This is a genomic window from Candidatus Mycoplasma haematobovis, assembly GCF_001645765.1.
Lineage (GTDB): Bacteria > Bacillota_I > Bacilli_A > Mycoplasmatales > Mycoplasmoidaceae > Eperythrozoon_B > Eperythrozoon_B haematobovis.
In genome coordinates this window covers 87,033-112,405 of the sequence record NZ_LWUJ01000012.1, presented here as the reverse complement: position 1 = coordinate 112,405, position 25,373 = coordinate 87,033, and the positions used below count along the sequence as shown (strand labels likewise).

Here is a 25,373-nt window from a genome sequence, read left to right as displayed (position 1 = left end):
TGCTTGATTTACTAAGCAACTTTTTCAGTACATCTATAACTAACAATAGCATATGTATTAGGATATATTCCAGCATCGGTTAAATTCCTTTTCAACCTATCTTCGCATCATCATTTGTAGTGTCTCCAACCATTTTCCTTTAACTCTTTATCTTCGGGATTATCAGGTACTATTTTTGAAATACGTTCTAGTTCTTTTGCTTCTTCCTCATCTAATTCTTCTTTGCTTTTGTAAGCTTCTTTGGTTCTTCTGAGAAACTGTCACGCTTCCTTCAATTTAGCTCTTCTTATCTCTAAATTACTTCTTATTTCTTCAATTAATTTTGGGGCATCTTTTAACTCATCTTTAAATCTTTTTTTGTATGCTTCATCCCCTGTCATAGGCTTTAGTCCTTGTTTTTTCAAAAGATCAGAAATTGTCTTTACTCCTCTGTTGTAACAACGTTTTTTGAAGTTACTAAACTTATCTAAATCTTCTTGGTTAGTAATTTTTTCTATTTTTTTCTTTTCGCATCATTTTGATAGTTCTTGACTAACGTAAAAAGTGTTGGATTGTTGTTCTTCTGGTAAATTTACTAAATCAAGAACTTCCTTTGAATGTCCCGTTAGAACGTAATTAACTGCAAAAGCACCATAATCATCTTTACCAATAACCATATTTTCTTCACCTTCCCTAATAATCCTACCCATGATGGATTGGGCACTATCTGAACAATATTTCTTAGCCTCTGCTAATGTTTGGTCGTCATCTAGATTAGTTGACTTAAATCTCTCAGAACATCAAGATCATAGACTATCCTCATTTTCAATGCCTTTCAATTTCAACTCTTCTTGATGTTCAAAGAACATGCTTTTTCATGCTTTATTATCCGATGCCAATTTAATACCTTGTCATTTCAATAGATCCTTAATATTTCTGGGTTTGTAGTATCAATTAGCACCAAATATTCCTAAAGCTGAAAATAACAGAGTTGCAAAAAACTTAAGTTTGCTCATAATTGAAATATTTATATTTATTAACGTCCTAATTGTTAATGCATTTATTGACTAAATATAAGTAACAATCTTATGGCTTTACCAACTAAAGCATGTATATTAGGAGGGGTTGGCTGTATAGCTTCTGCCACCATTGGATTATCTCAAGCTAGATCAAGCTTATCTGTAAGAGAAAAATTAGGTATTGAAGGATACATACTTATTTCCTCAAAAGATAAAGTAGCAACAGAAGCTTGAAAAAATAGAGCTACTCTTTACAAAAGAGAACCACGTACTTTAATGCTTAGAGGTTTAAGAGATGAAGATGTATTATCTGATGGCAATAAATTAAAGGAAGAATGTTCAAAGTATACTGATAAAGATGTTCCAACAAATTTAATAGGAGAAGATGGTTACGAAAAAATTACTAAGTTATGTACTGTAAATATTAAAGAATACATTCAATCACATTTAAATGAAACAAATGGCGAAAAAATAATAGGCAAAGATGATCAACACGATTGAAAAGAAGTTTTTGATAAGCATAAAGAGGAAATAACAAAAGTTATTAAAGAAATTAAAGACGATAACTTTAAAGATAAACTATTTAAATTTTGTGAGGAAGTTTTTTCATTACAAAAATCAAATAGTAATAAAGACAAAGAATACCAAGCAAACCAGTGATGTGTAAAGAGAAAAGAAAAACCTAAACCCTCCGGAAAAAGGACAGATCAACAAGAAGAGAATTAAGATTCAGATAGTGACTAATAACTAATTTATTAGTTTGCTACCGTTTGATTAGTGCACCTATAGCTAACTACTTTGTAAGTTTTAGGATACATATTATTATCAAGCAAGAAACCTCTCAAATATTTTTCGCATCATCATTTGTAGTTTTCTCAATCTTTCTCCTTTAAAATACTTTCAATAAGTTTTTGTTCCCATTCGCCCTCTTCTTTAAGCTCGATATCAACAAGCGTTTTGTAGTTCTCTTTCACTTTCAGCCTTGGTTTTCTCTGTTGTTTAAATTAGTTTTGAGGCGTTTTTTAATTCTTTCTCAAATCTATCTTGAAATTCTTTGCTAGTAGTCATAGTTGTTTTTCTTTGCTTTGTAAGGAATTGAGAGAATGTACTTTCCCATTGTAACAACGTTTTTTGAAGTTACTAAACTGATCTAAATCATCCTTACTAGTAATCTTTGTTGTCTTTTGTTCTTCACATCACTCTAAAAGTTTGTCATTAACTTCCTTTAGAATTGTTTTTGTTCTTTTTTAAGGCCGATTAACTCAAGTACTTCTGGAGAACGTCCTCTGTCAAAACATAATTGATTGAAAATGCCTCACTATTTCCTTTTTTGATTACCTTAACACACTCATCATCTCTTATTATTCTTCCCATAATTGAAGTGTCAGTATCTTAGCAAAACTTACTAGCGTCATTTTATGTTTTTTCATCATCTAGATTAGTTGATTTAAATCTTTCAGAAAACCAAGATCATATTGAAATTTCATTGTCAATCCCTATCTTCTTTAGCTTTTTTTCGTTTTCAAAAAACATGCTCTATTATCAGAAGAAAGCTTTATTCTCTTTCACTAAAATAAATTCCTAATATTTCTGGGTTTGTAGTGCTAATTAGCTCTAAATATTCCTAAAGCTGAAAATAACAAAGTTACAAATATTTTCAGCTTGCCCATTATTTACAACTTTAATACTACTAATTATTTAGTTTCAGGAACTTACTAACTTAAATATAAAAATTAACAATTCAGAATACAAATAACCTACATGTCTTTTCCTATTAAGGCTTGTGTTGTTGGTGGCATTGGATGTGTAACTGCTGTCGCAGTTGGATTAGCACAACCAAAATATAGTCCAACTTTATTAGAGAAATGAGGAGAAGAGGGATATGAATTAATATCTTCTAAAGAAAAAGTAGCAGAAGAAGTTTGAAAAGCAAGGGCCACTATTTACAAAGGCACTGCAAATGAATGATTATTGAATGATTTATCTAAAGAATCGGTAGATGAAAAAGGAGACAAAATTAAAGAAAGATGTGAAGAATACAAAAATAAGAAAACAAGAGTTAAAGATATAGGAGAAGCAAACTATGAAAAAGTTACTGCATTATGCACTTTAAATATTGGTGAATATCTTAAATCTCATTTAAGTGGACAAGACAAAGTAATATCTGATATCAATAATAACGAAGATATTTGAAAAGCTAATTTCAAAAAATATGAAGACGAAATAAAGAAAAAATTCAAAAATACTACAGAAGATAAAGCGACAGAAGTGCTGTCTAAATTTTGTGCAGATACTTTTAAATTGCATCATTCCAATAAACATAAAGAAGACAGAATAAATGCTAGTTTATGGTGCATAAAAAGAGAAAAAGAGCCATCAAAATTGCCAGTAGCGGAAGCTCCACCTAAAGATCCTTAAAAATAAGTAATATGACTTTCCCAATGAAAACAGTTTCAATAGGAGTTGCAGGATGTGCTATTGCTGCTGGTATTGGACTTACGCAAGCTAAGTCAAGCTCAACAATAAGAGAACGGTTAGGGCTGGAGGGTTATGAATTGGTTTCCGATAAATCTAGTATAGAGGCTGAAGTTTGAAAAACCAGAGCTACTCTTTATAAAGATAACGCAAAAAATCAAGATTTGCTATTTGATGATCTATTACCTGCAAATGTCAAAACAGAAGGAACAGAAATTAAAGAAAAATGTAATTCATTTACTAGTGGGAAAATGACTGTTGATTCTGTAGGTACATCAATTTATGACAAAATTGTCAAGTTATGTACTTTAGATATAAAAGAGTACATCAAGTCCCACTTAAGCTCAGGAGACGCAATTATGGAATCAAATGGAGCAGAAGAAGATTGAAAAGAAATTTTCGGACAACACAAAGACCAAATAACTCAAAAATACTCTGATGCTTCAGAAACAAATGCTAGAGAGAAATTATCTAATTTTTGTAATGAAATTTATTTATTAAAGCATTCAAATAAGAATAGAGATGATAGTAGTAATGCTAAATCATGATGTGTTAAGAAAGCTAAACCAACAACTCAAAAACCGTCAGCTAGTACAGATGGGGACACTGCTTAAACTTTCAATTAACAAAATAATTTACTAACAGGTCTAATTAATTTTTCATTAATTTAAAGTCGTTTTTTCAGTACATCTATATCTGACTACAGCATAAACAGCAGGGGTACATATCTTTAACAAGTAGTGAACTATTTAATTTCTTTTCACATCATCAATTGAAAGGTGGGGAATTATTTTCTTAATTCTCTCCTTTTCTTTTTCATATTCCTCCATAATAATCCTACCCATGATGGATCTGTCACTATCTGAACAAAACTTGCTTGCATCCTTTAAAGTTGTTGCATCATCTAAATTAATTGATTTAATCTCTCAAAAAATCAAGATCATATTTAAGTTTCACTGTCAATCCCTATCTTCTTTAGCTTTTTTTCGTTTTCAAAAAACATGCTCTATTATCAGAAGAAAGCTTTATTCTCTTTCACTAAAATAAATTCCTAATATTTCTAGGTTTGTATTACTCATTAACTCCAAATATTCCTAAAGCTGAAAATAACAAAGTTACAAATATTTTCAGCTTACCCATTATCTATAACTTTAGTAATTATTAAGTCTTAGAACCTATAAACTAAATATAAAGCCTACAACACTGTATGTCGTTCCCTATTAAAGCGTGTGCGCTTGGCGCTGTTGGTTGTATTGCTTCTGCCGCTATTGGATTATCTCAAGCTAGATCAAGCTCATCTGTAAGTGAGAAATTAGCGCTTGAAGGTTATGTACTTATTTCTTCAAAAGAAAAAATAGCTACGGAAGTTTGAAAGAAAAGAGCTACTCTTTATAAAGACACAAAAAAGAATGGTGAATTGCTATTAAAGGATTTAGATTACACTAAAGTAAGTTCAGAAGGAAATGAAATAAAGCAAAAATGTGAATCATTTACTAATGGCAAAGTATTTTTCAATTCAGTTAAAGATATCTATGAAAAAATAATCAAACTGTGCACATTAAAGATTAATGAATATCATGAATCACATTTCTCTGATGGAGATAAATTCCTAACAACAGATCCACAAAATAGTAGTGATTGAACAGAAATTTTTGAAAAAAATCAAGAACAAATAAAAAAAGAAATAAAGGATGCTACAAAAGAAAATGCAAAAAACAAACTATCAGAATACTGTTCTCAAAAATATGAACTTTACCACTCTAATGAAAACAAAAATACAAGCTACAACGTTTTGGCTTGATGCATAAAGAAAAACAAACTGGCACCGGTATCAGGGCCAAAACAAGAAGGTAGTGAACAATCTCCTTCAAATTAATGATTTGATATAGTCCTAAACTACTGCTTGCTTTAATTCCTTTTGGAGGTAGTATTCCTTTCTTATTAAATTTAGAAACAAGAACTAATAAATTAAATGAAGTTGCACCAAATTGAAATAAACTAGTTGAAGTTTGATTCTATGGAAAAGACAGTCAAGACAGTAATGCTACAAGAATCAAAGTATGAATAGAAAACTTAAGTGATACTAGTAAAGTCCAATACTTTAATAGAAGTGAATGAAAACCTATTGGAAATAATAAAAAATACAAATACTTGTCTGAGTTAGCTAGATATTACTTATTAACCCAACACAAAATTAATGTCCTTTCAAGTATTAGGTGATTAAATAAAGAAAAGACAGATATTCCAGAGATTAAATGTACTCAATGCACTACAGATAAATGCCCATTAAAAACTGAATTAGGTTGCTTCTTAAAGTGTTGTCAAGAACAAATAGATTGCAATAATAAAGAAGAAATAATTAAAGATCAAAAATCTTTTGCTACTTATTTAACTAATCTCTATAGTGCTTGAAATTATGCATATTTACAACCGGTACAAGCTCACATATATTTAGGTAATGATGTTGATTTAAATAAAGATGAAAATTCGGAACCAACACCAACAAAATTAGTTGGAACTACTGTATATGGATTTACTGATTATTCATATAAAGAAAAGGTAGATCCTGATCTTAGTGCATACAAAGACTTAATTAAAGATAGTTCAATAAATTTAGGAAATAAGAAATACTTTGTTAATTATCCTGTATCCTTTAGCTTAGGAAAAGAGAATAATGAGAAGAATAATTTAAAGAAGATATTTAAAGAGGCAGAAAAAACTATATCTCTAAAAAAAGATGCTCATACTCATCAAACTGGAGAGTGTGATAGTTTGGAATGCTTAATATCCAAAAATTATGTTAAATCTTTAACTACTCTCGAACAACCCTTTAAAGATATAACCAATTGTAATAAACAAAACTAAATTACAATTCATTTATTCGAATAAAATTAACTTAAGCTTACTTTGTTTGCCCTTTATCCATTAATAAAGGTTGCGGGACCTTCGATTGCGGTTGGTACTTTAAATTTAGTCACTTATTTAAGTTTTTCAGCTTATTCACGTTCTCAACATAATAGTAGGAATTTAAGAATAAGAAATCAATTCGTAACGGTTAGAAAAAGTGTTTTTGATCAAATAATAGATGGCAAAGACGAATTGATGAACAAAAGACATGTAGAAATAGTTAATTATTTGCAAAATAAAAAAAATCAAGAAATTTTAAAGAAATTTGGTGGTCAAAAACTATTATCGGAATGAGAAAAAGTAGCTCCTAGAAATGGACAGGCAATTTTTCAAGACAACAATCAAAAAAGCAATTTTTTCCAAGAAGTTCGTATTTTTTGTGTAGATCAAAAAACTACTGAAAATAAAGAATTATTAATAGCTGTATCAAAACTATGCTCCAGAAAAGTAATTAGCGAAAAGGATTTTGAACTACCAAAAGAAGAGTAGCTAATTTATTTTTTGGATAAACATTTAAAGATAGGGTTGCTTTTAGGTGGTGCTTGTTCTGTAGCTTCTTTATCTTATTGGTGTTCTCAATATCAAACACACCTACCACAATTTAATAAATCTGTACCTACTTTAACAGTTGCTCAAAAAAGAAGAATGAATGATCCATATTACAAAAAAATAAGAGAGACTGAAGATAAAGTAGGTTGCAAATTCTATTTAATTTTAGATCCTACTAGCAAATCAACTTATAGTCTCTTAAAAGAAGAAACAGTTACAGATGATTTAATTAAGGATCTTGCTGATAGCATTGACAAAGACAAAGAGGCAATTAATTTAGATACTGGATTAAGTATTGAAAATATGCAGAAAAAATGTCAATTAAGAGCCTTAGATAAAAAACTTAGAATAACAATGTCAAAAGAAAGTGAAACAAATAGTAACAAATTCCAAGTTACTAGAACGGATCAAGGCCCAGGTTATTCTACAATAGAATAATTATTTGTTTTCTGGTAATTCAAAAGCTTTTTCATCAACTAATTCATTTGAACATAATTTAGATATTTCAACTAATAACTTAACATCATCAGATCCTTTATTTAAAGTACAATAATATCTAACTTCTTGAAAGAAATTGCTTTTCTTATCATCAGTTAAAGTTATTCTTGTTCCGTCTGGAGCAATCTCTTTTCATTTCTTAAATAACTCCTCAGACTTTTGACCCTGTAATTTATTAACGTTGCCCATACTTCTGAAATAACTTTCGATTTCACCATGTCTTTGTTTCATTAAATCTTCGTTACTATCTATCAAATTATCTATTACTTTGTCTTTAACTGTCTGAAAATGCTTTTGAATTTTGTATTTTCTGTAATTTATTTGTTTATTTGTATGAATCTTTAAGCTTAAATAAACGACTAAATTAACAACACCAACTGTAACCGAAGGAACAGCAACCTTTGCTAAAGAAAAAAGACTAATCATTATTCAAGAAACTTAAATTATTTATCTTGTAAGGACTTCTTTTGCACATCTTGATTTAAATACTGGATAAACTTCCAAATGATATTTATTTTCACTTAACTTTCCTTTTTTATTATTGTCACATCATTTATTAAATTGATGAGCAAATAGACTCTTATCTTGAATATCATTTAATAAAATACTCTCCTTGCAATTGAGACCAATCTTTTACTTCTTCTCATGCCTTTTCTAGTCCATCTACGCTTAATTCTTCATATACTTCACTCTCTAATAATTTTGCTCTTATCCTATATTTTGGTTTCCGACAAATTTGATAAGTTCTTTGAATATATTATGAAGAATCTTCACTTAATGCTTATTTGCAATAATTCTTGTAAATAGTTAACAACTCTTCAGCCTCAGTAGTCTTAATTAAAAAATTACCTAAAAGACTCAAAAATGTAGGACTACATCTATTGAAAATAAAAAAATTTTACTTTCTTGTCATAATATCTATTCTTAAAATTTGAAAATAAATCCCTTTCAAAAGATGAAATTTTAGTGTTCTTATTATTTTGCATCATTCTACAATTACTTCTCCGGCCTTATTTGGCCTATCTTTATCTCTCTCATTTAATTTTGAAGTTACCAATTTAAGAATCTCTTTTTTATTGAAAGACAATACATACCCAATACCAAGTGCTTCTTTATCATCTACTCCAATTAACAAACCTTTTTCCCCATCTCTTATTATTCTTCCCATAATTGAAGTAGCATTATCGGCGCAATAAACCCCTAGTCTCCTTTATTGCTACTTCGTCCTAAAAATCGCTTAATTTAAATTGATTTTCACACCAATTAATAAAGCCATACTTACTAGAAATATTTTTAGTTTTCAATTGCTCTTGATTTTCATATAGCGCGCTTTCTCTTCAGATGCCAATTTAATACCTTGTCATACCAATAGGTCTTTGATATTCTTTGGTTTGAAGTATTCTTTAGTCGCAAAAACGCCTGCGGCCTATAATAAAGTTTTTAAGAATATCTTTAACTTAGCTATTTTCTTTAATTAACAATATTTACTCCAGATTACTTGCTTGAGTCTAGCTAATTATTTTTTAGCAATAGTAGCAACACAAAAAATTGAAGACAATTACTAATAACGTGGGTTTTCTTAATTAAGAAACTGTTTTCTTTGCGGGATCTTCTTTAAGACATCTTTCTTTAAATTTAGGCCAATCTTCTTTATGAAATTTATTTTCAAAAAGCTTTCTGTCCTTTTGTTTCTGGCAATATATATTAAATCTCTCTTCAAATTTATCTTCCTCTTTAGTTAATACAATTCAACTATCTTCTTTGCCTTTTTCATTAGATTCTTTAATATCCTCTAACAATGAATTTCCTATTAAATATTTCTTTTTTTCCTGTCCATCTGGCTGTTTGTATTTCGGGAACTCTTTTCTTAGCTCTCCCTTATCTTTAACCAAATATCCCTTACTTTTGGCAAACTCTTCGGCATTTGTGTAATCATATTTTGAACATAATTGTTTTGCTACTTCAATCTTAGTGCCATCCTCCTCTAATACATTTTTGCAATATTTTTTGTAAGCGTCAAGAAGTTTTTTGTTCTTTTCATCTTCCGGTTTTTCATCAACAAATTCTGAATCTTTAGTTATCTCTGAATCATTTAAATAAGAGATGAAAGTAGAACTATATTTATTGAAAGTAAAGGCCACTTTGTAATCTTCATCTGTAGACAAAAATTTACTCTCATCAAATCCTTTAGCAATAATTCTTGCTTTTCGGCTTCTTAAAGTATTGACACAATATTTTTCAGCATATTCAACGTTCTTATCAACATAACTAATTGCCTCTTTAGCTAACTTAACACATTTCTTTTTAAGGGCATCGACACTGCCTACTTTACTATCTAATTCTGATTTATTCTGAAAATATAAAGCCTTTCAAAGATTCTCATCTGTTTCAGAAGCTAATTTCAAACCTTTTCATTCAATAAAACCTTCAACTGTTTTTGGTTTATTCAATTCATAACCTAATCATGCTCCACCGCCTGTTATTAGTGATGAAAGCAATAAAGCAATCGATCTAACCTTTACTGACACTTACTACTAAGCTTTACCAGTACAACGATATTTAATAATAGAGTAATTATATGGAAACATACCAGTATCTAACAAAGAAGCTTTAACCCTATCTTCGCATCATCATTTCAAATACTGACCACCATTTTTCCTTACTTGTTCATCTGATAAATTCTCAGGTATCTCATTATTAATTTTCTCTAATTCTCTTAAATCTCACTCCTTTATTTCTTCAGCATCCTTTACTGAAGCTTCTCTAATTCTTTTGTAAGCTTCATGTGCCTTGACTCTACTTTCCTTTCTCTTTTTCATATATTCCTTTAATTCTCCAATTAACTTAGTGGCCTTTGTTAATTCATCATCAAATCTTTTCTTAAAAGAATCTGTATCAAGCATCTTATCTGCTTTTTCTTTTGCTAATAACTCTGAAACTGTCTTTACTCCTTTCTGATAACAACGTTTCTTAAAGTTACTATACAACCCAATATTTGCTTGGCCAACAACTTTAGAGTTCTTATTCTTTTCACACCATTCAGAAATTTTCAAACCTACATAATCAAAATTTTGTTTTTGACTTTCATCCAATCCTACTAATTTCAATACATCTTCAGATAAACCAGTTAATACATATCCAATAGCAAAAGATTTGTGATCTTCAGGAGAAATTATTCTTCCCTCTTCCCCATCTCTTATTATTCTTCCCATAATTGAAGTAGCATTATCGGCGCAAAATTCTTTAACTTTATTTACGTCATCTTGGTCATCCAAATTAGTTTGTTTAAATTTCTCTGAACATCAAGTTCAGAGCTCTTCATGGCTCTTAATTCCCATCTCATTTAACTTATCTTTATGATCATAGAATGTACTTCTTCAAGCTCTATCATCAGAAGCTAATCTAATTCCTTGTCACTTTAATAAATCTTTAATACTCTTAGGACTATAGTATTTATTGGCTCCAAATACTCCTAGTGCTGATAATAAAATAGTTAAAGCTATCTTTAACTTAGCCATAAATAATCAAATTATTAACTATTTAAAGGAATTTAGATAATATTTAATAGATTTTTGATCTGGGATTCTTAATGAGTTCCGCACTCAGGACTTATGTAGTCCTCAGCACTGCAACCATACTATCTACTCTAATCTATAGAATTAGTCCATTCGTCATTCATAAAACTACTAATAAAGAACATTTAACTTCGCTAGGATATCAATATCTCGGAAATAAACACGGTTTTGATAGTTGAAAAGTCAACTATTCTTTATTCCAAAAAAGTCTTGCCAAATATATACCTGAATTTGAAAAAGTAACAGATAAGAAAGAAGGAGCTTATTTATTAAAGAAATGATGTGACAAAAATATTACTAATTCACTTAGCAATGCAGACTCTTTCAAATTAGTAAGAAAACATTGTGTAGTAAATCTAAAGAATGTAATTCTTGATTCACCTAATATAAGGACTATAGATGATGCTAGTCCAGAACAAAGAAAATGACTCCTTCAAAATAGCAACGGAATTTGCAAATCAGAAATAAGAGAATTAATGCAATGATGTGTCAATAACTTTAGATTAGCAAATATTCCTAAAAATTATGGATCAGTAACAAAAATTAAAGGTTGTTGTGCAATAGATACTTCTAGTTACAAGTAATTGTTGATGTTGAGCCCCCATTGGCATTTTCACAAGGCTTGCTTTCAATAAAGGCTTCATATCAATAACTTCCTCAATCCATAGCTTTTGCGTAGCATCCATTCTGGTTCTCTCCTTTACTCTTTACAAACTTAGGGTCGTATTGTCTTTGAAATATATTTACTAGGTTATCTAATAATAGATTTAAAGCAATGGGGGATCTGAGTCCTTCATTTCATAAGTGATATTTGTTGTAACTAACTTCATATCCCTCACTGCCTACTTTATTTGCATCAATATCTTTCTTTCCTTTAAGCAAAGTTCCTAAAGACTTTAAAGTTACTGCATTCTTATCATTGATAAGATTCCAGTCTTCTGGGTTTGCTAATACTAATAAACTATCTGCTTGATCTTCAAATTGAAATAAATTACTTGAATCTAAATTAACATTTCCAATCTTTCATCATCAACCATTATCATCAACAGAAAATATCTCTTTCTCTAAAGATAATTCTCCTTCGTGAGTATGAGTTAAATCTTCTTTTAGATTCTTAGGAAATACTTGTCTTAATCCTATATCTGTATAGAGAAAAGGAAATTTAGACATAGATTGAATAGTTGCTTCTCCTGCGCCGAATGAAGAGGGAGGATAAGTAACTATTGCAAAAGTTTTGCTATTGTTGCTAGTTTGTTGTGCTGATGGATCAAAGCTTGGATCAACTACGTTAATCTTTTTGAAATATTCTCTAATAGCTGTAATTCTGTCTTCCAAATTCTTTGCCATAGCTTGGGCATTTTTGAGTGCATTTTGCATAAATTCTTTTCTTGGATCATTAGCAAAATCAGTTTCAAAATTGTTTTTTCCTCCCCCATTTACATACTCATCAATAAGTGCTGCAAATTGAAATAAGAAGACTATTACTTCTTTTTGAGAACCTTCTGCTAATGGGGCAGATCCAGGTAAAGTTTGTTGTTCTAGAGCAGGATGGTGAATTAATTTAATTGAAGCTAAAGAAGGACGAGCTGATGCTGAAGTTTGTTGAATATAGGCCGCTTTTCATTCTTGTGTTGGTGGAGGTGGAGGTGGAGCATCTTTAACTCATCCATTTAAAGTATCTATTTCCCCTTTAGTAAATATTGTTCTTGCATATTTTTTGGCTAATTCTTGATCCTTAGAAGAATCTAAAGCAAATAATTTCTCGTTCTTAATTCACTTATCAATACCTAGCGTCTTTAATCTGTCCTTAGTTTTCTCAAACAAATTATTTCAAAAACTTATGTATTTTCCAAACCTGTAAAGAGAATTAATATTTTCTTGGCTGTATCCATCAACATATTTTTTGAATTCAGTAGCTAATTTTTTATCTGGTTGATTCTCTTGACATGTTTCGTCATCAATACTGCCACTAACTTTCTTGATATCTCCATCCCTAAAACAATTGAATACATTCTTTGAAAAGATAGTGTAAGGATCTCTTGCAGCTCTATAGTTAGTTACTATTAAATCTTTGTAGGTAGGTAATCCATTAGTAGATTCATCTATATTAGTAAAATCATCAGCAATAAATTGTTCTAAGAATAATATTGAAGTCTTCCTATTGCTTCACTGTTGTTCATTCTTAAATACTAAACCACTCTCATATAAATCTTCATTCCATAAACTGGGCCCAAACTCCTTTACTTGTTTCAATAATTCATTAAGTCTTTTTTGTAGCCTTTCCTTTAGTTTTTTCTTATTATTAGAGGTATTACTATTAACTACTAAATATTTATCTATATCTGTTAAATAATCATATAGTTCTGTTTTCTTAAATTGATAAGGATAGTAATCTGGAAATATTTGCAAACTTAACAATAGATCTGCTTGTCCATTGTAATTTACCATTATTCTATAATAGGTTTCGTTGGATGTAGACCCCATGAAACCTATCCCTCCTAAACATGGAAGTGCAGATGCTATTACTACTTTCTTATTTAAAAACACTTGCTTAAGAATCTATAATTTAAAAGCTACCTTTCAGTTAGTGTGTGAATACTTTCTATTTAGCCAAAAAAGGAGTTAAATACTCAGGTTATTTAGATTTAGTTAACATAACACTCTGGATACTACTTATATTTATAATAGGCACATACCACTATTCATATCTTCTTGCTGGTGATCAACATTATCAAAAGTTACATCCAGAATCATTAGACCACAATGCTGTATCTTCCTATATTTGAAATTTAATTAGTAAGGAAGGTTATTCTAAATTCTTTAAAGTTGAAATAATAGATTTCTACTTATTCAAAATAACATGATGGAGTGTTGTGTTGCCTTTATTTATTGCTGTACTACTAACATTCCTTGCTAAATTATTAATAGCAGGAGCTTCATTAGTGGTGCTAATTAAAGCAAAACACTTACATCTCGCTACTGCAGCTACTTCAGTATTCTTCTGTCCTTTATTAGGAGGGATGATAGCACTAAATACTTACAAAGCCTATACTGATCCTTTAGCTCCTAAATATATAGCTTCTTATGCTTTACTTAGACTTAAAGCTAAAAACTGATGAAATCAATTCGCTAATGGTACTTTAGAGAATCCTAAAGGAATAATTAAAGATGGAGAATAATTACGAATTAGAGCTTTATTTAAGAAAAATAAGAGCAGGTTTTGGAAAGAGATTAATTGTTACTATTTTTGACTTATTCTATCTATTATGTATGTTATTTCCTGTATTTATATGTGTAACACTTTGAGATAATGAGGGATGAATTTCTACTTTCCACAAAATTGTTGATCCAAAACAGGTCTTGCCTGCACAAAAATGTTTTCTTTTTTCCCTAATAGTAATAGTAGTTTTGTATATATACTTCGTCTATATCCCTGCCACTTCCGACTATCAGACTTTCTTTGCAAACTCATTTGCTATTAAAGCCGTAGACATTAGTAATGGATTTGATATTAATGCTAGACCTTCACAAATGCAACTGCTTAAATTAAATGCTATTCCTATATTTTTGCTTCCAATAATAAACTCTATTTTTTTTGGTGTAGCTTGAGCTTGAGGGAAGGATCAAAATTGAATAACAGAAATACTTAAGAAAGATAATGAAGCTACTTTATTAGATAAATGAATGAAATATGAATACAAATTTGACAGTGGAGTAAGAATACTCTTTGCTGGTATGTTCTTCCTGCAAATGTATTACTTATTCACTGCAGCTGCTACAAGTAAAGCTCTAAACTGATTCACAAAAAGCACAGGAATTATCTATATAGATTTAGATAAAGTAGCAGTATTAAAACAAAAAAGTAATACTTTTGAAAAACCTGTTTTTGAATTCCCTGGCGCAACTATTGAATATGAAAACTTAAATGAACCTAGTTTAGATTTACCAGAAGAAGAGCTAGAAGAAGTAATAAAGGAACAACCTCAAGAGGAAGAAATGCCTGCTGAAATAGCTATTAATGAATAAGAGTGGCTTTAAATCCAAAACAGACAGAAGCAGTAACTTCACCATTTTCTCCTACTTTAGTAATAGCTGGAGCAGGTACTGGTAAGACTACTGTCTTAATAGAACGCATAATACACTTAATTTCAAACGGAATTAAAGCAGAAGATATATTAGCTATTACTTTCACTAATAAAGCTAAAGAAGAAGTAAGCGAAAGAATAGCAAGAGCTTTACCTAATGATGTTCCTCAGAACATTTATACTTTTCATGCTTTCTTTCACTTAATGCTACGTAAAGATATATCTAAATTAGGAAGAAATAAAGATTTCAGAATAGTAGATGAAAATGACCAAAGATCTATTATTCGTAATATTCTTAAAGATTTAAGTATTGATACTAAAGCTACTCCTAGAAGTTGAATTAATATTATTGGAGAATTAAAGCATAGAACGCCATTTGAAAAACCTCTAGAAAAAAATGAATATGCCGAAAATATTTGCAACAAGCATGTAATAACTTTTGAAGAACTAAAGAATATATATGCTTCCTATACTGGTTATTTAAAAGAAATAAGAGCTTTAGACTTTAACGATCTTGAGATATTAGTTCAAGAGTTATTAAATATTGAAGAAGCCAGAACTTATTGAAGTAATTGCTTTAAAGCTATCTTAATTGATGAATTTCAAGACATTAATGATATTCAATTCAAAAATATAAAAAAACTACTTACTACACATGAAAATATATTCTGTGTAGGAGATCCAGACCAATCTATATATGGCTTTAGGGGAGCTAAACCAGATATATGTAAAGAATTCTTAAATACCTTTAAGAATTCCAATTTAATAAAGCTTGAAGAGAACTATAGATCTACTAAGAATATTCTTGCCGTAGCTAATCACTTAATAAATAAGAATTCAGATGAACTATCTAAAGTCTTATTTACTAATAATGAAGTAGGCTCCAAAATAATATACAAAGAATGTCATAGCGATAGAGAAGAAGCAGAATGAGTAATGAATGAAATAAGAAAATTAAGAATTAAAGAAGGAGCAAAACTTAGAGATATTGCAATACTATACAGAAGTAATAATTTAGCTATTCCTTTAGAGATGGCAGTTAAGAAATATAAATTCGACTACTCTATTACTAATTCAGTTGAATTCTATGCAAGAGAAGAAGTTAGATATATTACTGCTTATTTATCTCTAATATTTAATGACTATGCTTATGATACTCTAGAGAGAATAATAAGTAAACCAGTAAGAGGCATAGGCGAAAAAGCTTTAGCTACCTTTATTACTTTCATTAAAGAAAATAATTATTCCATAATGGAAGCTTTTGAAAATATATTTGAATGTAATAAATTAAGTACTAAAGCTACTAATGGTTTTAAAGAAATAGGAGCAATAATAAGTAATTTAAGAAAGTACAAAGAAATAAGTATTGATGATTTAATAATGAAAATATTAAATGAATCAGGCTATAGGAACTATGTACGTGAAAAGAAAGAAGATAAGAGAATAGCAAATATAATTCAATTTGCTTCCATACTTTCTTCTGAAAAAGGAGTTACTAATGAAGAAATAGTGCGAGATATAGCTCTTAGATCTAGGAACATAGAGCCTGACACTGATGACTATTTACTATTAAGTACTGTACATCAAGTTAAGGGTCTTGAATTTAAATATGTTTTTGTAATCAAAATGACTTCTGATGTTTTCCCTTCTAAATTATCAAAAACACCCGAAGAAAAAGAAGAAGAGAGAAGATTAGCTTATGTAGCTTTCACGAGAGCTAAAAAAAGACTATTTATTTCTAAATCTTCTCTATTTAGAGGTATGAAATTAATAAATGCTATGGAATCAGAATTTATTAGTGAAATAAAAAAATTAGATATGGTGGAAATACAAGAGACAAATTTAGATAGTTTATTTAATAATGATATTTAAAGTATTTTCGTGGAATTTAAGTGAAAAAATACATAATAGATACTTTGAAAAACTACTTAAAAGAAACAAAAAAGTAGTGCTACGATAATAAAATCAAAAGTCTTTTTAGAAACAATGTCCTTTATTCTATTTAAGATCAACAAATAAAAATTTAAATTAACAACTCTCGATTCAAAGTTTAAGACATTGGCGTTTTTACATACTTATCCCTTCTAAGTTGATTTAATGTATCATAACTTAACTGATACCTTTCTTTTGGATTTACAATAGTAAAGCCAGAAGCATCTTTGTGTTTTATGTGCGACAAAGTAATTACTTTCTTTTTTTTACACTCTTCTCTGTAGCCTTCTGCTACTTTAATTACCTTTTCTTTTCAAGAATCTTCCTTATGTATATTTAAAAATCCTCCAAAATTATATATTTGACCCTTATCAAAAGAATCTATGAAAACATATTTGCAACCATAGAATTTCTCATAAATTTCAATATCACCTAAGCTCCCTATACTACTTGGCAGGGCTTCAGGGCTTCAGGGCTTAAAAAAACTTTATTCTGAGGAATGCCAACAGGTACATCTAACATTGTTGAAGCGTACGCTAAACCTCCTGCCCCTCCTTTCAAAATGGTTCTCAAAAACAAATTAACAAAATAATTCACAAATCACAGTTCTCTCAAATATAGATTTATAAATACAAAATACAAATAATTTATTTCATAAAAACTAGTGTAGATTTGACTTTACAAATATTAAGCAAAATCTTAAAATTTCATATCTAACATTTTTAAAAATTAATCAGATTTCTCAATTAAAGACATCTTTGTAAGTGACATATAGGGGGTTAATTATACAAAAATACAAGTTGCTAAAATATCCAAAACAGGCGTTATTCAAAATTTATGAACAAATAATTTAATTCAAAATACTAAATCTACTCGTGATCCGTAATTTTTTCATAAACAAATTTATTTTTTTTTAGTTCTTCTAGCTTAGCATATGTAAAAGAATAACCTGATTTTGTAGGATCTTTAACAGTAAAGCCATTTCATCCTTGATATTTTACATTTGATAATGTAATTACTTTTCCTCTCTTACAATCTTCCTTATAACCGTTTGCCACGGCGATCATCTTCTCCTTTCAAGATTCTTCTTTATGTTTTTCTAAAAAACCGTTGGAGTTGTATATTTTTTTGTCTCCTCAAGAATCTATGAAAACATATTTGCAACCATAGAATTTCTCATAAATTTCAATATCACTTATATTGGCTATATTAACTGGTAGATTGGTAGATTTTAAAAAACGTTTATTTTGAGTGATATCACTAGACACTTCCAAGATAGTTGAAGCGTACGCCAAACCCCCAGCGCTTCCAGTTAACATTGTTCTGAAAAATAAATTAAGAACAGTGTGCATTTAAATATCTTCCTAAGAAATTAAACCAAATTCAAGGTTTTTTAAAGATAATTTCTAGTTGTAATAAAAAACCCTACTATTAAAGAGTTGATGAAGTACTAATTAATAAAAAAATAAATAATCATATTTTAATTTATGAGTTTTCTCCTCTTGTATCAGTCCTAGAAATGATTTTACTGTGATGAGCATCAAAACGAAGGCAAAAGCAAACGTTATTTTAGTAAGTTCATTAAGTGGCATAACATATGTTTAATAGTGTCTAATCTCTTCCAATAACTTAGGAAAGATTGAATTATGTGCTTTCCCCTATTTTAGGATCACGAATCAAATAAATTTAAAAGATAATTAAATCCTCAAATCAAGAAAAGCCTATTTTAAATAAAAATTGGTGACTTTTAGATAAGTTAAGAAAAAAGATTTGATTTATTAAAAAAATTTTAAATTTAACAGATATTTAGGCCAAAACCTCAGCAAGTTTATCCTCTATTAGAATTCTTGATGAAGCTATTTATGTATGCAACAAATAACTATTTAACCAAAAATGGATTGGAAATTAGAAAAGATGACTGAGAAACAATATTAGCTGACTTACAAATTAGAAAAAATTCCAGAATTATCAATTAGTGTCGAAAATAATGTGACAGCTGACAATATTAGAGATTGATGTGATACTAATCTAAAGACAAATATCGACTCTACTGATAATTCTTTATTCAAAAAGGCATCTAAATAATGTGTTAAGTTTGAGATAATTAGTAATAAATTTAGTACCAAAACTCTTGAACAGTATGAAGGAAAGTTAAAAAGCAAACTAATTCAAAAGATGTTATTTTGACAATAATGTTTCTTGCTTCAAAGACGTAATAAACAATTGTTTAACTACTCAATAGAGGCTCTTCTCTTTTTCAGTTAACTTCAAAAACAATTCCAAATATGTTGAGTGTTAAAGCCAAGGTTGGGATATGTATTGTTTCAGCTATATCTTTAGGGGGTTTAGGATACGGAATACATGCTTTAATTTTTACTGACAGCTTAGAAAACTATTTATCAAAGTATGAACTTTCACTTATTGAAGATAGTGCAATAGATGAATGAAAACAAATATTTGAATCCTACAAATTAGAGAAAGAAGGATATGAAATAGATAGAGGAGTAAAGGATGAAAATGCAATTAAAGGTTGATGTAAATCAAGCTTAAAGAAAAATATTAAATCTACTTATGATCCACTATTCCAAAAAGCCACTAGATGATGTATTGAAATAACAACTATTGAAGAGAAATTAAAGGATAGTGGTGAATTTGAAGAAGAAACTACAAAATTAACTGGCAAATACATCGGGCTTAATCCGAAAGTAAGACAACTAGTAGATAAAGAAGTTGTCACAGATACTAGCGAAAATGCAAATGGTTCAAAAATTAAACAATGATGTGATACTAATAAGAAAAGAAGGTTTGTGCCCGAGAACAAAAAAGACTTTTTCTTGGAAAATATAAAAAAAGTCTGTCTTAAGTCTGAATAATATTGTTTATTATGTCTAGTACTAAAGCCAAAGTAGGAGTTTTGGGTGGCATGGGATATGAGATATATGCATTAACAAATAATACAGATAGCGTAAAGAATTATTTAGAGAAAGCTGGTCTTGAAATAATTGAAGAAAGTAATGATTCTTTTTGAACCAAAGTATTAGAGACTTACAAATTAGAGAAAAAGGATTCGAAATTCAAGATGATGATATTACTGATCCTAGTGTAATTAGAGATTGATGTAGAGATAATTTAAAGGAAAAGATTAAATCTAATAAAGATCCACTATTGAAAAAGGCCTCAAAATGATGTGTTAATTATCAAACTATTGAAGAAATAATGGGGGACACTTTTGAAACAAATCCAACAAATTTAGCAAACAAATACGACGACTTAGACGATGATGTTAAAGAACTTATTGCTGAAATAGTAGTTACTAACGAACAAAAAGTAGATTGCGCAAAAATAAAAGAATGATGTGATACCAATAAAAAGAGAAGATCTTCAGAAGATGAAGAATTTTTTGAATCAAAATTAACAGAAATTTGTATGAAGGTTAATATTGGTAGTTAGTTATGGCTAGTAACATTGCAATTAAATTGGGTGTTGGTATAGCATCGGCAGGTGCTATTGGTGGGGCAGGTTATGGTATTTATTCATACAACAATACAACAGATACTGTTCAGAGTTATTTAGAAAAAAATAACTTTGTAGTTATTAAACAGTCTGAACAAGATTTATGAAATAAATCATATGAAGCTTACAAATTTGAAAAAACATCTGATTTAACTATTACACCGGATAATTCTGAAGGTATTAAAGCTTGGTGTAATACAGCTTTAAATAAAACAATTAAATCTAAAACAGAAATAGATTACACAGGGGCAACTAAGTTATGTGTTAGATTTGAAACAATTAAGGATAAGTTAAGTAAAGAACTTGAACAAACTGTAACAAAATTAAATGGAAAATTAGATTTATTTACCACTAGCATCCAAGAAGAAATAAAGAAAATAAACGCTGAAGAAGGGCAAAATAAGGTTGGAACACAAATTCAAAAGTGATGTGCAGAAAACTCAAAAAGACGTAACTCTACAGAAAATAAACCCTATCTTGACGATATAAGAAAGAATTGTTTGACTGCCTAATATAAGAAATAAATACTTTCTTAAATAACAAACCTAAATTATGGCTGGTATTGGGATTAAAGTTGCGACTAGTATGGCTTCTGCTGGAGCGTTGGGTGGGGGAGCGTATGGAATTTATACATACAACAATACAACAGATACAGTAAGGAATTACTTAAAGAAAAATAATCTTACTCCTAGAACAACAAACTGAGAAACAGTATTAGAGGCCTACAAATTAGAAAAAACATCACAAACAGAAATTCAAACTGGAGCAATTAATAATGCGGATGTAATTAAGACGTGATGTGAGAAAAACTTAAGTAGTTCCATTCAATCTGTCAAAGATAATTTATTCAAAAAAGCATCACAATGATGCGTTAATTTCCAATCTATTTCTGAAAAATTAGGAGAAGCGCAATTTGAAACAGTTGCCTCAAAATTAACTTCTAAGTACGCTTCCCTGCAAGGAAGAATCAAAGATCTTATTGATGGAGTAACTGGTGCAGGAAGCAGTAATGGAAATGGAGACAAAATTAAGAGCTGATGTGATAGCAACAAGAAGAGAAGATTTTCAAGTGATGGTGAATTTTATTCCTCAAGCATAAAGTCTCTTTGTCTGAAAGGGTAAGGATAACAATTAAACAAATATGACTGGTATTGCTAATAAATTAATTGTTGGTACTATAGCTACTGGCGCTTTAGGTGGTGGCGCATATGGTGTTTATGCCTTAACTGATACTACTGATAGCATTGAAAATTATTTAAAGAAAAATAATCTTGACATTGTTTCGCAAGATGCAACTTCAGAAACGGCATGAAATAAAGCATTTGGCACCTATGAAATTGAAAAAGAGGAAGATGATTTAAAGATCACTGATAAAGAAATAAAAAATAGAGATGATATTAAGAAATGATGTAACAATACTTTAAGAAAGAAAATCAAATCCACAGAAAATTCACTTTACAAAAAAGCCTCTTATTGATGTACTAAATATCAAACAATTAGTGAAAAATTGGGCAACGATAAACCTTTTGAAACTAATGTTGCCACACTAGAAGGCAAGCATGCACAATTAGGTGTGTTCAAAAACACAATTGAGAGTATAACACTTAGAAAAACAAAACAAGAAAATCAAAATGGTGAAAAAATGAAACAATGATGTGATGACAATAAGAAGAGAAAATTCAATAAAAGAAATAAATCTTTTATCGATAATATAACAAGTCACTGCTTAGTTAAAGCTACAACAATAAGTGTTTAATTCTGGTTTTGCAGTTAAATCTGCAATAGGTATTGTTACTGTTGGTACTCTTGGAGGGGCTGGTTATGGTGTTTATTCATACAACAATACAACAGATACAGTAAGGAATTACTTAAAGAAAAATAATCTTACAGTTATTGAAAAAACAAATAGCACTTTCTGAACTAAAGTATTAGAGACTTACAAATTAGAAAAAACACAAGAATTATCAATTAGTGTCGAAAATAATGTGACAGCTGAAAACATTAGAGATTGATGTGATACTAATCTAAAAACAAATATCGACTCTACTGATAATTCTTTATTCAAAAAGGCATCTAGATGGTGTGTTGATTATCAAACTATTGAGGAACAATTAACAAGTGCAAAATTTCAAACAGATACTAAAGAATTAGCAAAAAAATACTCAAGCATAACAGACACTACTATCAAAGGGCAAATTGATAAATCAGTTATTTCTGGAGGTAACAATAATAGTGAAGGAGACAAAATTAAGAGATGATGTGATAGCAACAAAAAGAGAAGATTTTCAAGTGACGACAAAGTTTACTCAAGCAACATAGAGACAATTTGTCTGAAAGCTTAATGGCAAGTATTGCAACTAAATTAGTTACTGCAATAGCCTCTGCAGGTGTTGTTGGAGGGGCTGGTTATGGTGTTTATGCCTTAACTGATACTACTGATAGCATTGAAAATTACTTAAAGAAAAGTAGTTTCACTATCACTTTACAAAACGATGAAGCTAGTTGAACTAAAGTATTAGAGACTTACAAACTTGAGGCCACAGATGACTTAAAGATTAAAGATGAAGATATTACTCAGAGTAAAGATATCAAAGATTGATGTAAAGAAATGCTAGCTAAGAAAATTAAATCCAAAGATGATGACTACAAGAAAGCATCTAAATGATGTGTCAAATATGACGTTATTAAAGATAAATTAGGAGAAGGTGCAAAACTTGAGACAAAAGCTGAAACACTAAATACCAATTACAACAACTTTCCAAAAGAAGTTAAAGATAGCATTTCAGAAATAAAACTTCAAGGAACGAAACAACATGAAAATGGTGAAAAAACTATTCAATGGTGTAAACAAAATCAAAATAGAACTTATTCAAATGATACTGAATTCTTCTTTGCAAATACCAAAAAATATTGTTTAGGTTCCTAATTAGATAAGTTTGTTTTCATATGATAACCCTAAAAAAAGAACAATCCTTTTTGCAATTCCAAATAGTTCGTGCTTTATCACCTAACTAAACGTCTTTTTTCAAGATTAGCCGGTGCTAATCTTGTAACTAAGTCGACAGTTGGGGTTGGAATAATAGGAATCTTAAGTGCTTTAAGTTACGGTATTTATGCCCTAACATCCTCTTCTGAAGCCATTATTAATAATATAGAGCGCTACTTAAAGGAAGAGAAGTTTACGCTCACAGGACAAAATGAAACAGCACAATGAAATAAAGCATTTAGTACTTATGAGTTGGAGAAGGATGGATTTGAAATAGGAGAAATAAGTAGTGGGGAAGATATTAAGAAATGATGTAACAATACTTTAAAGCAAGAAATCAAATCAAAAGATGATGAAAATTTCAAAAAAGCAAAAATGTGATGTGTGCACTACAAAACAATTAAAGAATATTCTGGAAAGAAAAAGGTATTTGTAAAGGTAGAAGAATTAAATGGCAAACTAGGAGAATTTCCATTAGAGATCCAAACAGAAATAAATAAATTTTCTGTTGAAGCTAAGAAAAATGCAGACGGCATAAAAATTAGAAAATGATGCCTAAAAAATGCAAAAAGAAGATTTACAAATAGAAGGAACAATTATTACAAGAGCATAGACACTTATTGTTTAAAAGCCTCTTCCACTATTAGTTAATGAATCCTCTAGGTACTAAGGTACTCATAAGTGTAGGTGTGACTGGGGCTTTAGGAGGTGCTGGTTATGGTATTCATGCTTTAACTAGTAGTCCTGATACTTCTGATACTTCTGATACTTTAAGTAATTTCTTTAAAAAAGATAGCACTATTAAGCTTGTTTCGCAAGATGATGGTTCAGAAGCAGCATGAACAAAAGCTCATGATGCATATTTACTTGAAAAAGATGAAGTGGGATTGAGTATTACAGACAAAACAATAAACAATGGTACCGATATTAAAGATTGATGTGCATCAGCATTAACAAAAACAATTAGATCAACATCAGATCTACTTTATCGACAAGCCAAAAAATGATGTACAGAATTTAAAACAATTTCAGAACAAATTGGCTCCACTAAAACAAGAGAAGAAGATCTTGCAACATTAGATGGAAAACATGGCGCTTTAGATGAAAAAATCAAACAAGCATTGAAACAAATAACAGATGTGAGCGGTAATAATCAAAATGGTGCAAAGCTTAAAAAATGATGTGATAATAATCTAAAAAGAAGTTACTCCGATGTTCAGGAATATTACTACAAACACATAGTAAGTAATTGTTACAAATAAGAATGGCTGGTCTTACAACAAAAATTATTTCAGGTGTTGTAACTACTGGAGCGTTGGGTGGAGGGGCATATGGAATTTATGTATACAACAATACAACAGATACTTTAGGAAATTATTTAACTAATAAAAAATTTACTCTTACAAAACGAGAAACCACAGGAGATTGAGATAAAGTTGCAAAAACTTACAAGCTTCAAGTTACTGAAGAATTAAAGATTAATTCAAAAACAGAAGCAACAGCGAATGATATCAAAGTTTGATGTAATGAAAATCTAACAAAAAATATTAATTCTATTGAAGATCCTTTATTCAAAAAAGCATCTAAGTGATGTGTCAAATATACGACTATTAGCGAAAAACTTGGCTCAAAAACAGTAAAGGAAGCAAATGCTTTAAACAGTGAACACAATAATTTTCCACAAGGTGTGAAAGATAGTATTGCAAAAATCAAATTACCAGGAGAAACTCAAACCCATACTAACGGTGCAAAAACAGTTGAATGATGTAACCAAAATTTAAATAGGTCTTACTCAGCAGATGATGAATTCTTCTTCAAAAACACAAAGCAATATTGCTTTACTACTTAATCAAAT

Annotated in this window: 32 protein-coding genes; 22 read left to right on the top strand and 10 right to left on the bottom strand. The window is 29.6% G+C overall.

What is annotated here, in order from left to right; all coding sequences use genetic code 4:
- Positions 1–11: 11 nt before the first annotated feature.
- Positions 12–995 carry a hypothetical protein gene (locus A6V39_RS04355; protein WP_187150450.1) on the bottom strand — a complete coding sequence of 328 codons (984 nt, stop codon included), beginning with the start codon at positions 993–995 and terminating at the stop codon, positions 12–14.
- Positions 996–1,067: 72 nt separating this feature from the next.
- Between A6V39_RS04355 and A6V39_RS04350 the strand changes: the two genes are divergently transcribed.
- Positions 1,068–1,724 carry a hypothetical protein gene (locus A6V39_RS04350; protein WP_187150449.1) on the top strand — a complete coding sequence of 219 codons (657 nt, stop codon included), beginning with the start codon at positions 1,068–1,070 and terminating at the stop codon, positions 1,722–1,724.
- A gap of 29 nt (positions 1,725–1,753) precedes the next feature.
- Here A6V39_RS04350 and A6V39_RS04345 read toward each other — a convergent pair whose 3' ends face one another.
- Entirely contained in the window at positions 1,754–1,972 is a 219-nt protein-coding gene (locus A6V39_RS04345; protein ID WP_187150448.1) for a hypothetical protein, read from the bottom strand.
- Positions 1,973–2,759: 787 nt separating this feature from the next.
- Here A6V39_RS04345 and A6V39_RS04340 point away from each other — a divergent pair.
- Together A6V39_RS04340 and A6V39_RS04335 are read left to right on the top strand one after the other, a co-directional pair.
- Positions 2,760–3,416 carry a PPC domain-containing DNA-binding protein gene (locus tag A6V39_RS04340; RefSeq protein WP_187150447.1) on the top strand — a complete coding sequence of 219 codons (657 nt, stop codon included), beginning with the start codon at positions 2,760–2,762 and terminating at the stop codon, positions 3,414–3,416.
- Between the two features lie 11 nt (positions 3,417–3,427).
- Complete coding sequence (locus A6V39_RS04335; RefSeq protein WP_187150446.1) at positions 3,428–4,087, top strand: hypothetical protein; 660 nt, start codon at positions 3,428–3,430, stop codon at positions 4,085–4,087.
- A 135-nt stretch (positions 4,088–4,222) separates the two neighbouring features.
- On the opposite strand, the gene A6V39_RS04330 is transcribed toward A6V39_RS04335, so the two are convergent.
- Positions 4,223–4,417 carry a hypothetical protein gene (locus tag A6V39_RS04330; RefSeq protein ID WP_187150445.1) on the bottom strand — a complete coding sequence of 65 codons (195 nt, stop codon included), beginning with the start codon at positions 4,415–4,417 and terminating at the stop codon, positions 4,223–4,225.
- A gap of 263 nt (positions 4,418–4,680) precedes the next feature.
- Between A6V39_RS04330 and A6V39_RS04325 the strand changes: the two genes are divergently transcribed.
- The 4 genes from A6V39_RS04325 to A6V39_RS04310 are packed head-to-tail and all read left to right on the top strand — an operon-like array spanning position 4,681 to position 7,367.
- Positions 4,681–5,349 carry a hypothetical protein gene (locus tag A6V39_RS04325; RefSeq protein WP_187150444.1) on the top strand — a complete coding sequence of 223 codons (669 nt, stop codon included), beginning with the start codon at positions 4,681–4,683 and terminating at the stop codon, positions 5,347–5,349.
- Entirely contained in the window at positions 5,349–6,338 is a 990-nt protein-coding gene (locus A6V39_RS04320) for a hypothetical protein (RefSeq protein WP_187150443.1), read from the top strand. Before A6V39_RS04325 ends, A6V39_RS04320 begins: the two co-directional genes overlap by 1 nt.
- A 42-nt stretch (positions 6,339–6,380) precedes the next feature.
- Positions 6,381–6,869 (top strand): hypothetical protein, encoded by a 489-nt coding sequence (locus A6V39_RS04315; RefSeq protein WP_187150442.1) that lies wholly within the window; start codon positions 6,381–6,383, stop codon positions 6,867–6,869.
- A 12-nt stretch (positions 6,870–6,881) separates the two neighbouring features.
- On the top strand, positions 6,882–7,367 hold the full coding sequence (locus tag A6V39_RS04310; RefSeq protein ID WP_187150441.1) for a hypothetical protein: 486 nt from the start codon (positions 6,882–6,884) through the stop codon (positions 7,365–7,367).
- Here A6V39_RS04310 and A6V39_RS04305 read toward each other — a convergent pair whose 3' ends face one another.
- The 4 genes from A6V39_RS04305 to A6V39_RS04290 form a co-directional block, all read right to left on the bottom strand.
- The gene (locus tag A6V39_RS04305; RefSeq protein WP_187150440.1) at positions 7,368–7,853 is read right to left on the bottom strand and encodes a hypothetical protein; all 486 of its coding nucleotides are present in this window, start codon (positions 7,851–7,853) and stop codon (positions 7,368–7,370) included.
- Between the two features lie 472 nt (positions 7,854–8,325).
- Positions 8,326–8,595 carry a hypothetical protein gene (locus tag A6V39_RS04300; RefSeq protein ID WP_187150439.1) on the bottom strand — a complete coding sequence of 90 codons (270 nt, stop codon included), beginning with the start codon at positions 8,593–8,595 and terminating at the stop codon, positions 8,326–8,328.
- A 415-nt stretch (positions 8,596–9,010) separates the two neighbouring features.
- Positions 9,011–9,955 (bottom strand): hypothetical protein, encoded by a 945-nt coding sequence (locus A6V39_RS04295; RefSeq protein WP_187150438.1) that lies wholly within the window; start codon positions 9,953–9,955, stop codon positions 9,011–9,013.
- A gap of 6 nt (positions 9,956–9,961) precedes the next feature.
- The gene (locus A6V39_RS04290) at positions 9,962–10,945 is read right to left on the bottom strand and encodes a hypothetical protein (protein ID WP_187150437.1); all 984 of its coding nucleotides are present in this window, start codon (positions 10,943–10,945) and stop codon (positions 9,962–9,964) included.
- A 71-nt stretch (positions 10,946–11,016) separates the two neighbouring features.
- Here A6V39_RS04290 and A6V39_RS04285 point away from each other — a divergent pair, with 71 nt between their 5' ends.
- Positions 11,017–11,586 carry a hypothetical protein gene (locus A6V39_RS04285; RefSeq protein WP_187150436.1) on the top strand — a complete coding sequence of 190 codons (570 nt, stop codon included), beginning with the start codon at positions 11,017–11,019 and terminating at the stop codon, positions 11,584–11,586.
- Here the strand turns inward: A6V39_RS04285 and A6V39_RS04280 are convergent.
- The gene (locus A6V39_RS04280; RefSeq protein ID WP_187150435.1) at positions 11,573–13,549 is read right to left on the bottom strand and encodes an iron ABC transporter substrate-binding protein; all 1,977 of its coding nucleotides are present in this window, start codon (positions 13,547–13,549) and stop codon (positions 11,573–11,575) included. The two genes, A6V39_RS04285 and A6V39_RS04280, sit on opposite strands and share 14 nt — an antisense overlap.
- A 44-nt stretch (positions 13,550–13,593) precedes the next feature.
- On the opposite strand from A6V39_RS04280, the gene A6V39_RS04275 reads away from it, so the two are divergent.
- The 3 genes from A6V39_RS04275 to A6V39_RS04265 are packed head-to-tail and all read left to right on the top strand — an operon-like array spanning position 13,594 to position 16,959.
- Positions 13,594–14,181, top strand: coding sequence for a hypothetical protein (locus A6V39_RS04275; RefSeq protein ID WP_187150434.1), 588 nt, complete (start codon positions 13,594–13,596; stop codon positions 14,179–14,181).
- A complete protein-coding gene (locus A6V39_RS04270) occupies positions 14,171–15,028 on the top strand; it encodes an RDD family protein (protein ID WP_187150433.1) in 858 nt (285 codons plus the stop codon). The genes A6V39_RS04275 and A6V39_RS04270 overlap by 11 nt, the downstream gene beginning before the upstream one ends.
- A 2-nt stretch (positions 15,029–15,030) precedes the next feature.
- Positions 15,031–16,959 (top strand): ATP-dependent helicase, encoded by a 1,929-nt coding sequence (locus A6V39_RS04265; RefSeq protein WP_187150432.1) that lies wholly within the window; start codon positions 15,031–15,033, stop codon positions 16,957–16,959.
- A 178-nt stretch (positions 16,960–17,137) separates the two neighbouring features.
- Here A6V39_RS04265 and A6V39_RS05945 read toward each other — a convergent pair whose 3' ends face one another.
- Positions 17,138–17,266 (bottom strand): hypothetical protein, encoded by a 129-nt coding sequence (locus A6V39_RS05945; RefSeq protein WP_281178733.1) that lies wholly within the window; start codon positions 17,264–17,266, stop codon positions 17,138–17,140.
- A 622-nt stretch (positions 17,267–17,888) separates the two neighbouring features.
- A complete protein-coding gene (locus A6V39_RS04260) occupies positions 17,889–18,371 on the bottom strand; it encodes a hypothetical protein (RefSeq protein WP_187150431.1) in 483 nt (160 codons plus the stop codon).
- Positions 18,372–19,304: 933 nt separating this feature from the next.
- Between A6V39_RS04260 and A6V39_RS04255 the strand changes: the two genes are divergently transcribed.
- The 11 genes from A6V39_RS04255 to A6V39_RS04205 all read left to right on the top strand — a co-directional run bounded on the left by A6V39_RS04255 (position 19,305) and on the right by A6V39_RS04205 (position 25,367).
- Positions 19,305–19,892, top strand: coding sequence for a hypothetical protein (locus tag A6V39_RS04255; protein ID WP_187150430.1), 588 nt, complete (start codon positions 19,305–19,307; stop codon positions 19,890–19,892).
- Positions 19,893–19,903: 11 nt separating this feature from the next.
- Positions 19,904–20,125: a hypothetical protein gene (locus tag A6V39_RS04250; protein ID WP_187150429.1), complete on the top strand. Its 222-nt coding sequence runs from the start codon at positions 19,904–19,906 to the stop codon at positions 20,123–20,125.
- A complete protein-coding gene (locus tag A6V39_RS04245) occupies positions 20,044–20,469 on the top strand; it encodes a hypothetical protein (RefSeq protein WP_187150428.1) in 426 nt (141 codons plus the stop codon). The genes A6V39_RS04250 and A6V39_RS04245 overlap by 82 nt, the downstream gene beginning before the upstream one ends.
- A 2-nt stretch (positions 20,470–20,471) precedes the next feature.
- Positions 20,472–21,044, top strand: a complete 573-nt coding sequence (locus A6V39_RS04240) for a hypothetical protein (RefSeq protein ID WP_187150427.1) — start codon at positions 20,472–20,474, stop codon at positions 21,042–21,044.
- A gap of 40 nt (positions 21,045–21,084) precedes the next feature.
- Positions 21,085–21,654: a hypothetical protein gene (locus A6V39_RS04235; RefSeq protein ID WP_187150426.1), complete on the top strand. Its 570-nt coding sequence runs from the start codon at positions 21,085–21,087 to the stop codon at positions 21,652–21,654.
- 19 nt (positions 21,655–21,673) lie between these two features.
- Positions 21,674–22,288: a hypothetical protein gene (locus A6V39_RS04230; RefSeq protein WP_187150425.1), complete on the top strand. Its 615-nt coding sequence runs from the start codon at positions 21,674–21,676 to the stop codon at positions 22,286–22,288.
- Complete coding sequence (locus A6V39_RS04225) at positions 22,281–22,874, top strand: hypothetical protein (protein WP_187150424.1); 594 nt, start codon at positions 22,281–22,283, stop codon at positions 22,872–22,874. The genes A6V39_RS04230 and A6V39_RS04225 overlap by 8 nt, the downstream gene beginning before the upstream one ends.
- Positions 22,874–23,458, top strand: coding sequence for a hypothetical protein (locus A6V39_RS04220; protein ID WP_187150423.1), 585 nt, complete (start codon positions 22,874–22,876; stop codon positions 23,456–23,458). The genes A6V39_RS04225 and A6V39_RS04220 overlap by 1 nt, the downstream gene beginning before the upstream one ends.
- 69 nt (positions 23,459–23,527) lie before the next feature.
- Positions 23,528–24,169 (top strand): hypothetical protein, encoded by a 642-nt coding sequence (locus A6V39_RS04215; protein WP_187150422.1) that lies wholly within the window; start codon positions 23,528–23,530, stop codon positions 24,167–24,169.
- A complete protein-coding gene (locus tag A6V39_RS04210; protein ID WP_187150421.1) occupies positions 24,169–24,780 on the top strand; it encodes a hypothetical protein in 612 nt (203 codons plus the stop codon). Before A6V39_RS04215 ends, A6V39_RS04210 begins: the two co-directional genes overlap by 1 nt.
- A gap of 2 nt (positions 24,781–24,782) precedes the next feature.
- Positions 24,783–25,367: a hypothetical protein gene (locus tag A6V39_RS04205; protein WP_187150420.1), complete on the top strand. Its 585-nt coding sequence runs from the start codon at positions 24,783–24,785 to the stop codon at positions 25,365–25,367.
- Positions 25,368–25,373: the final 6 nt, after the last annotated feature.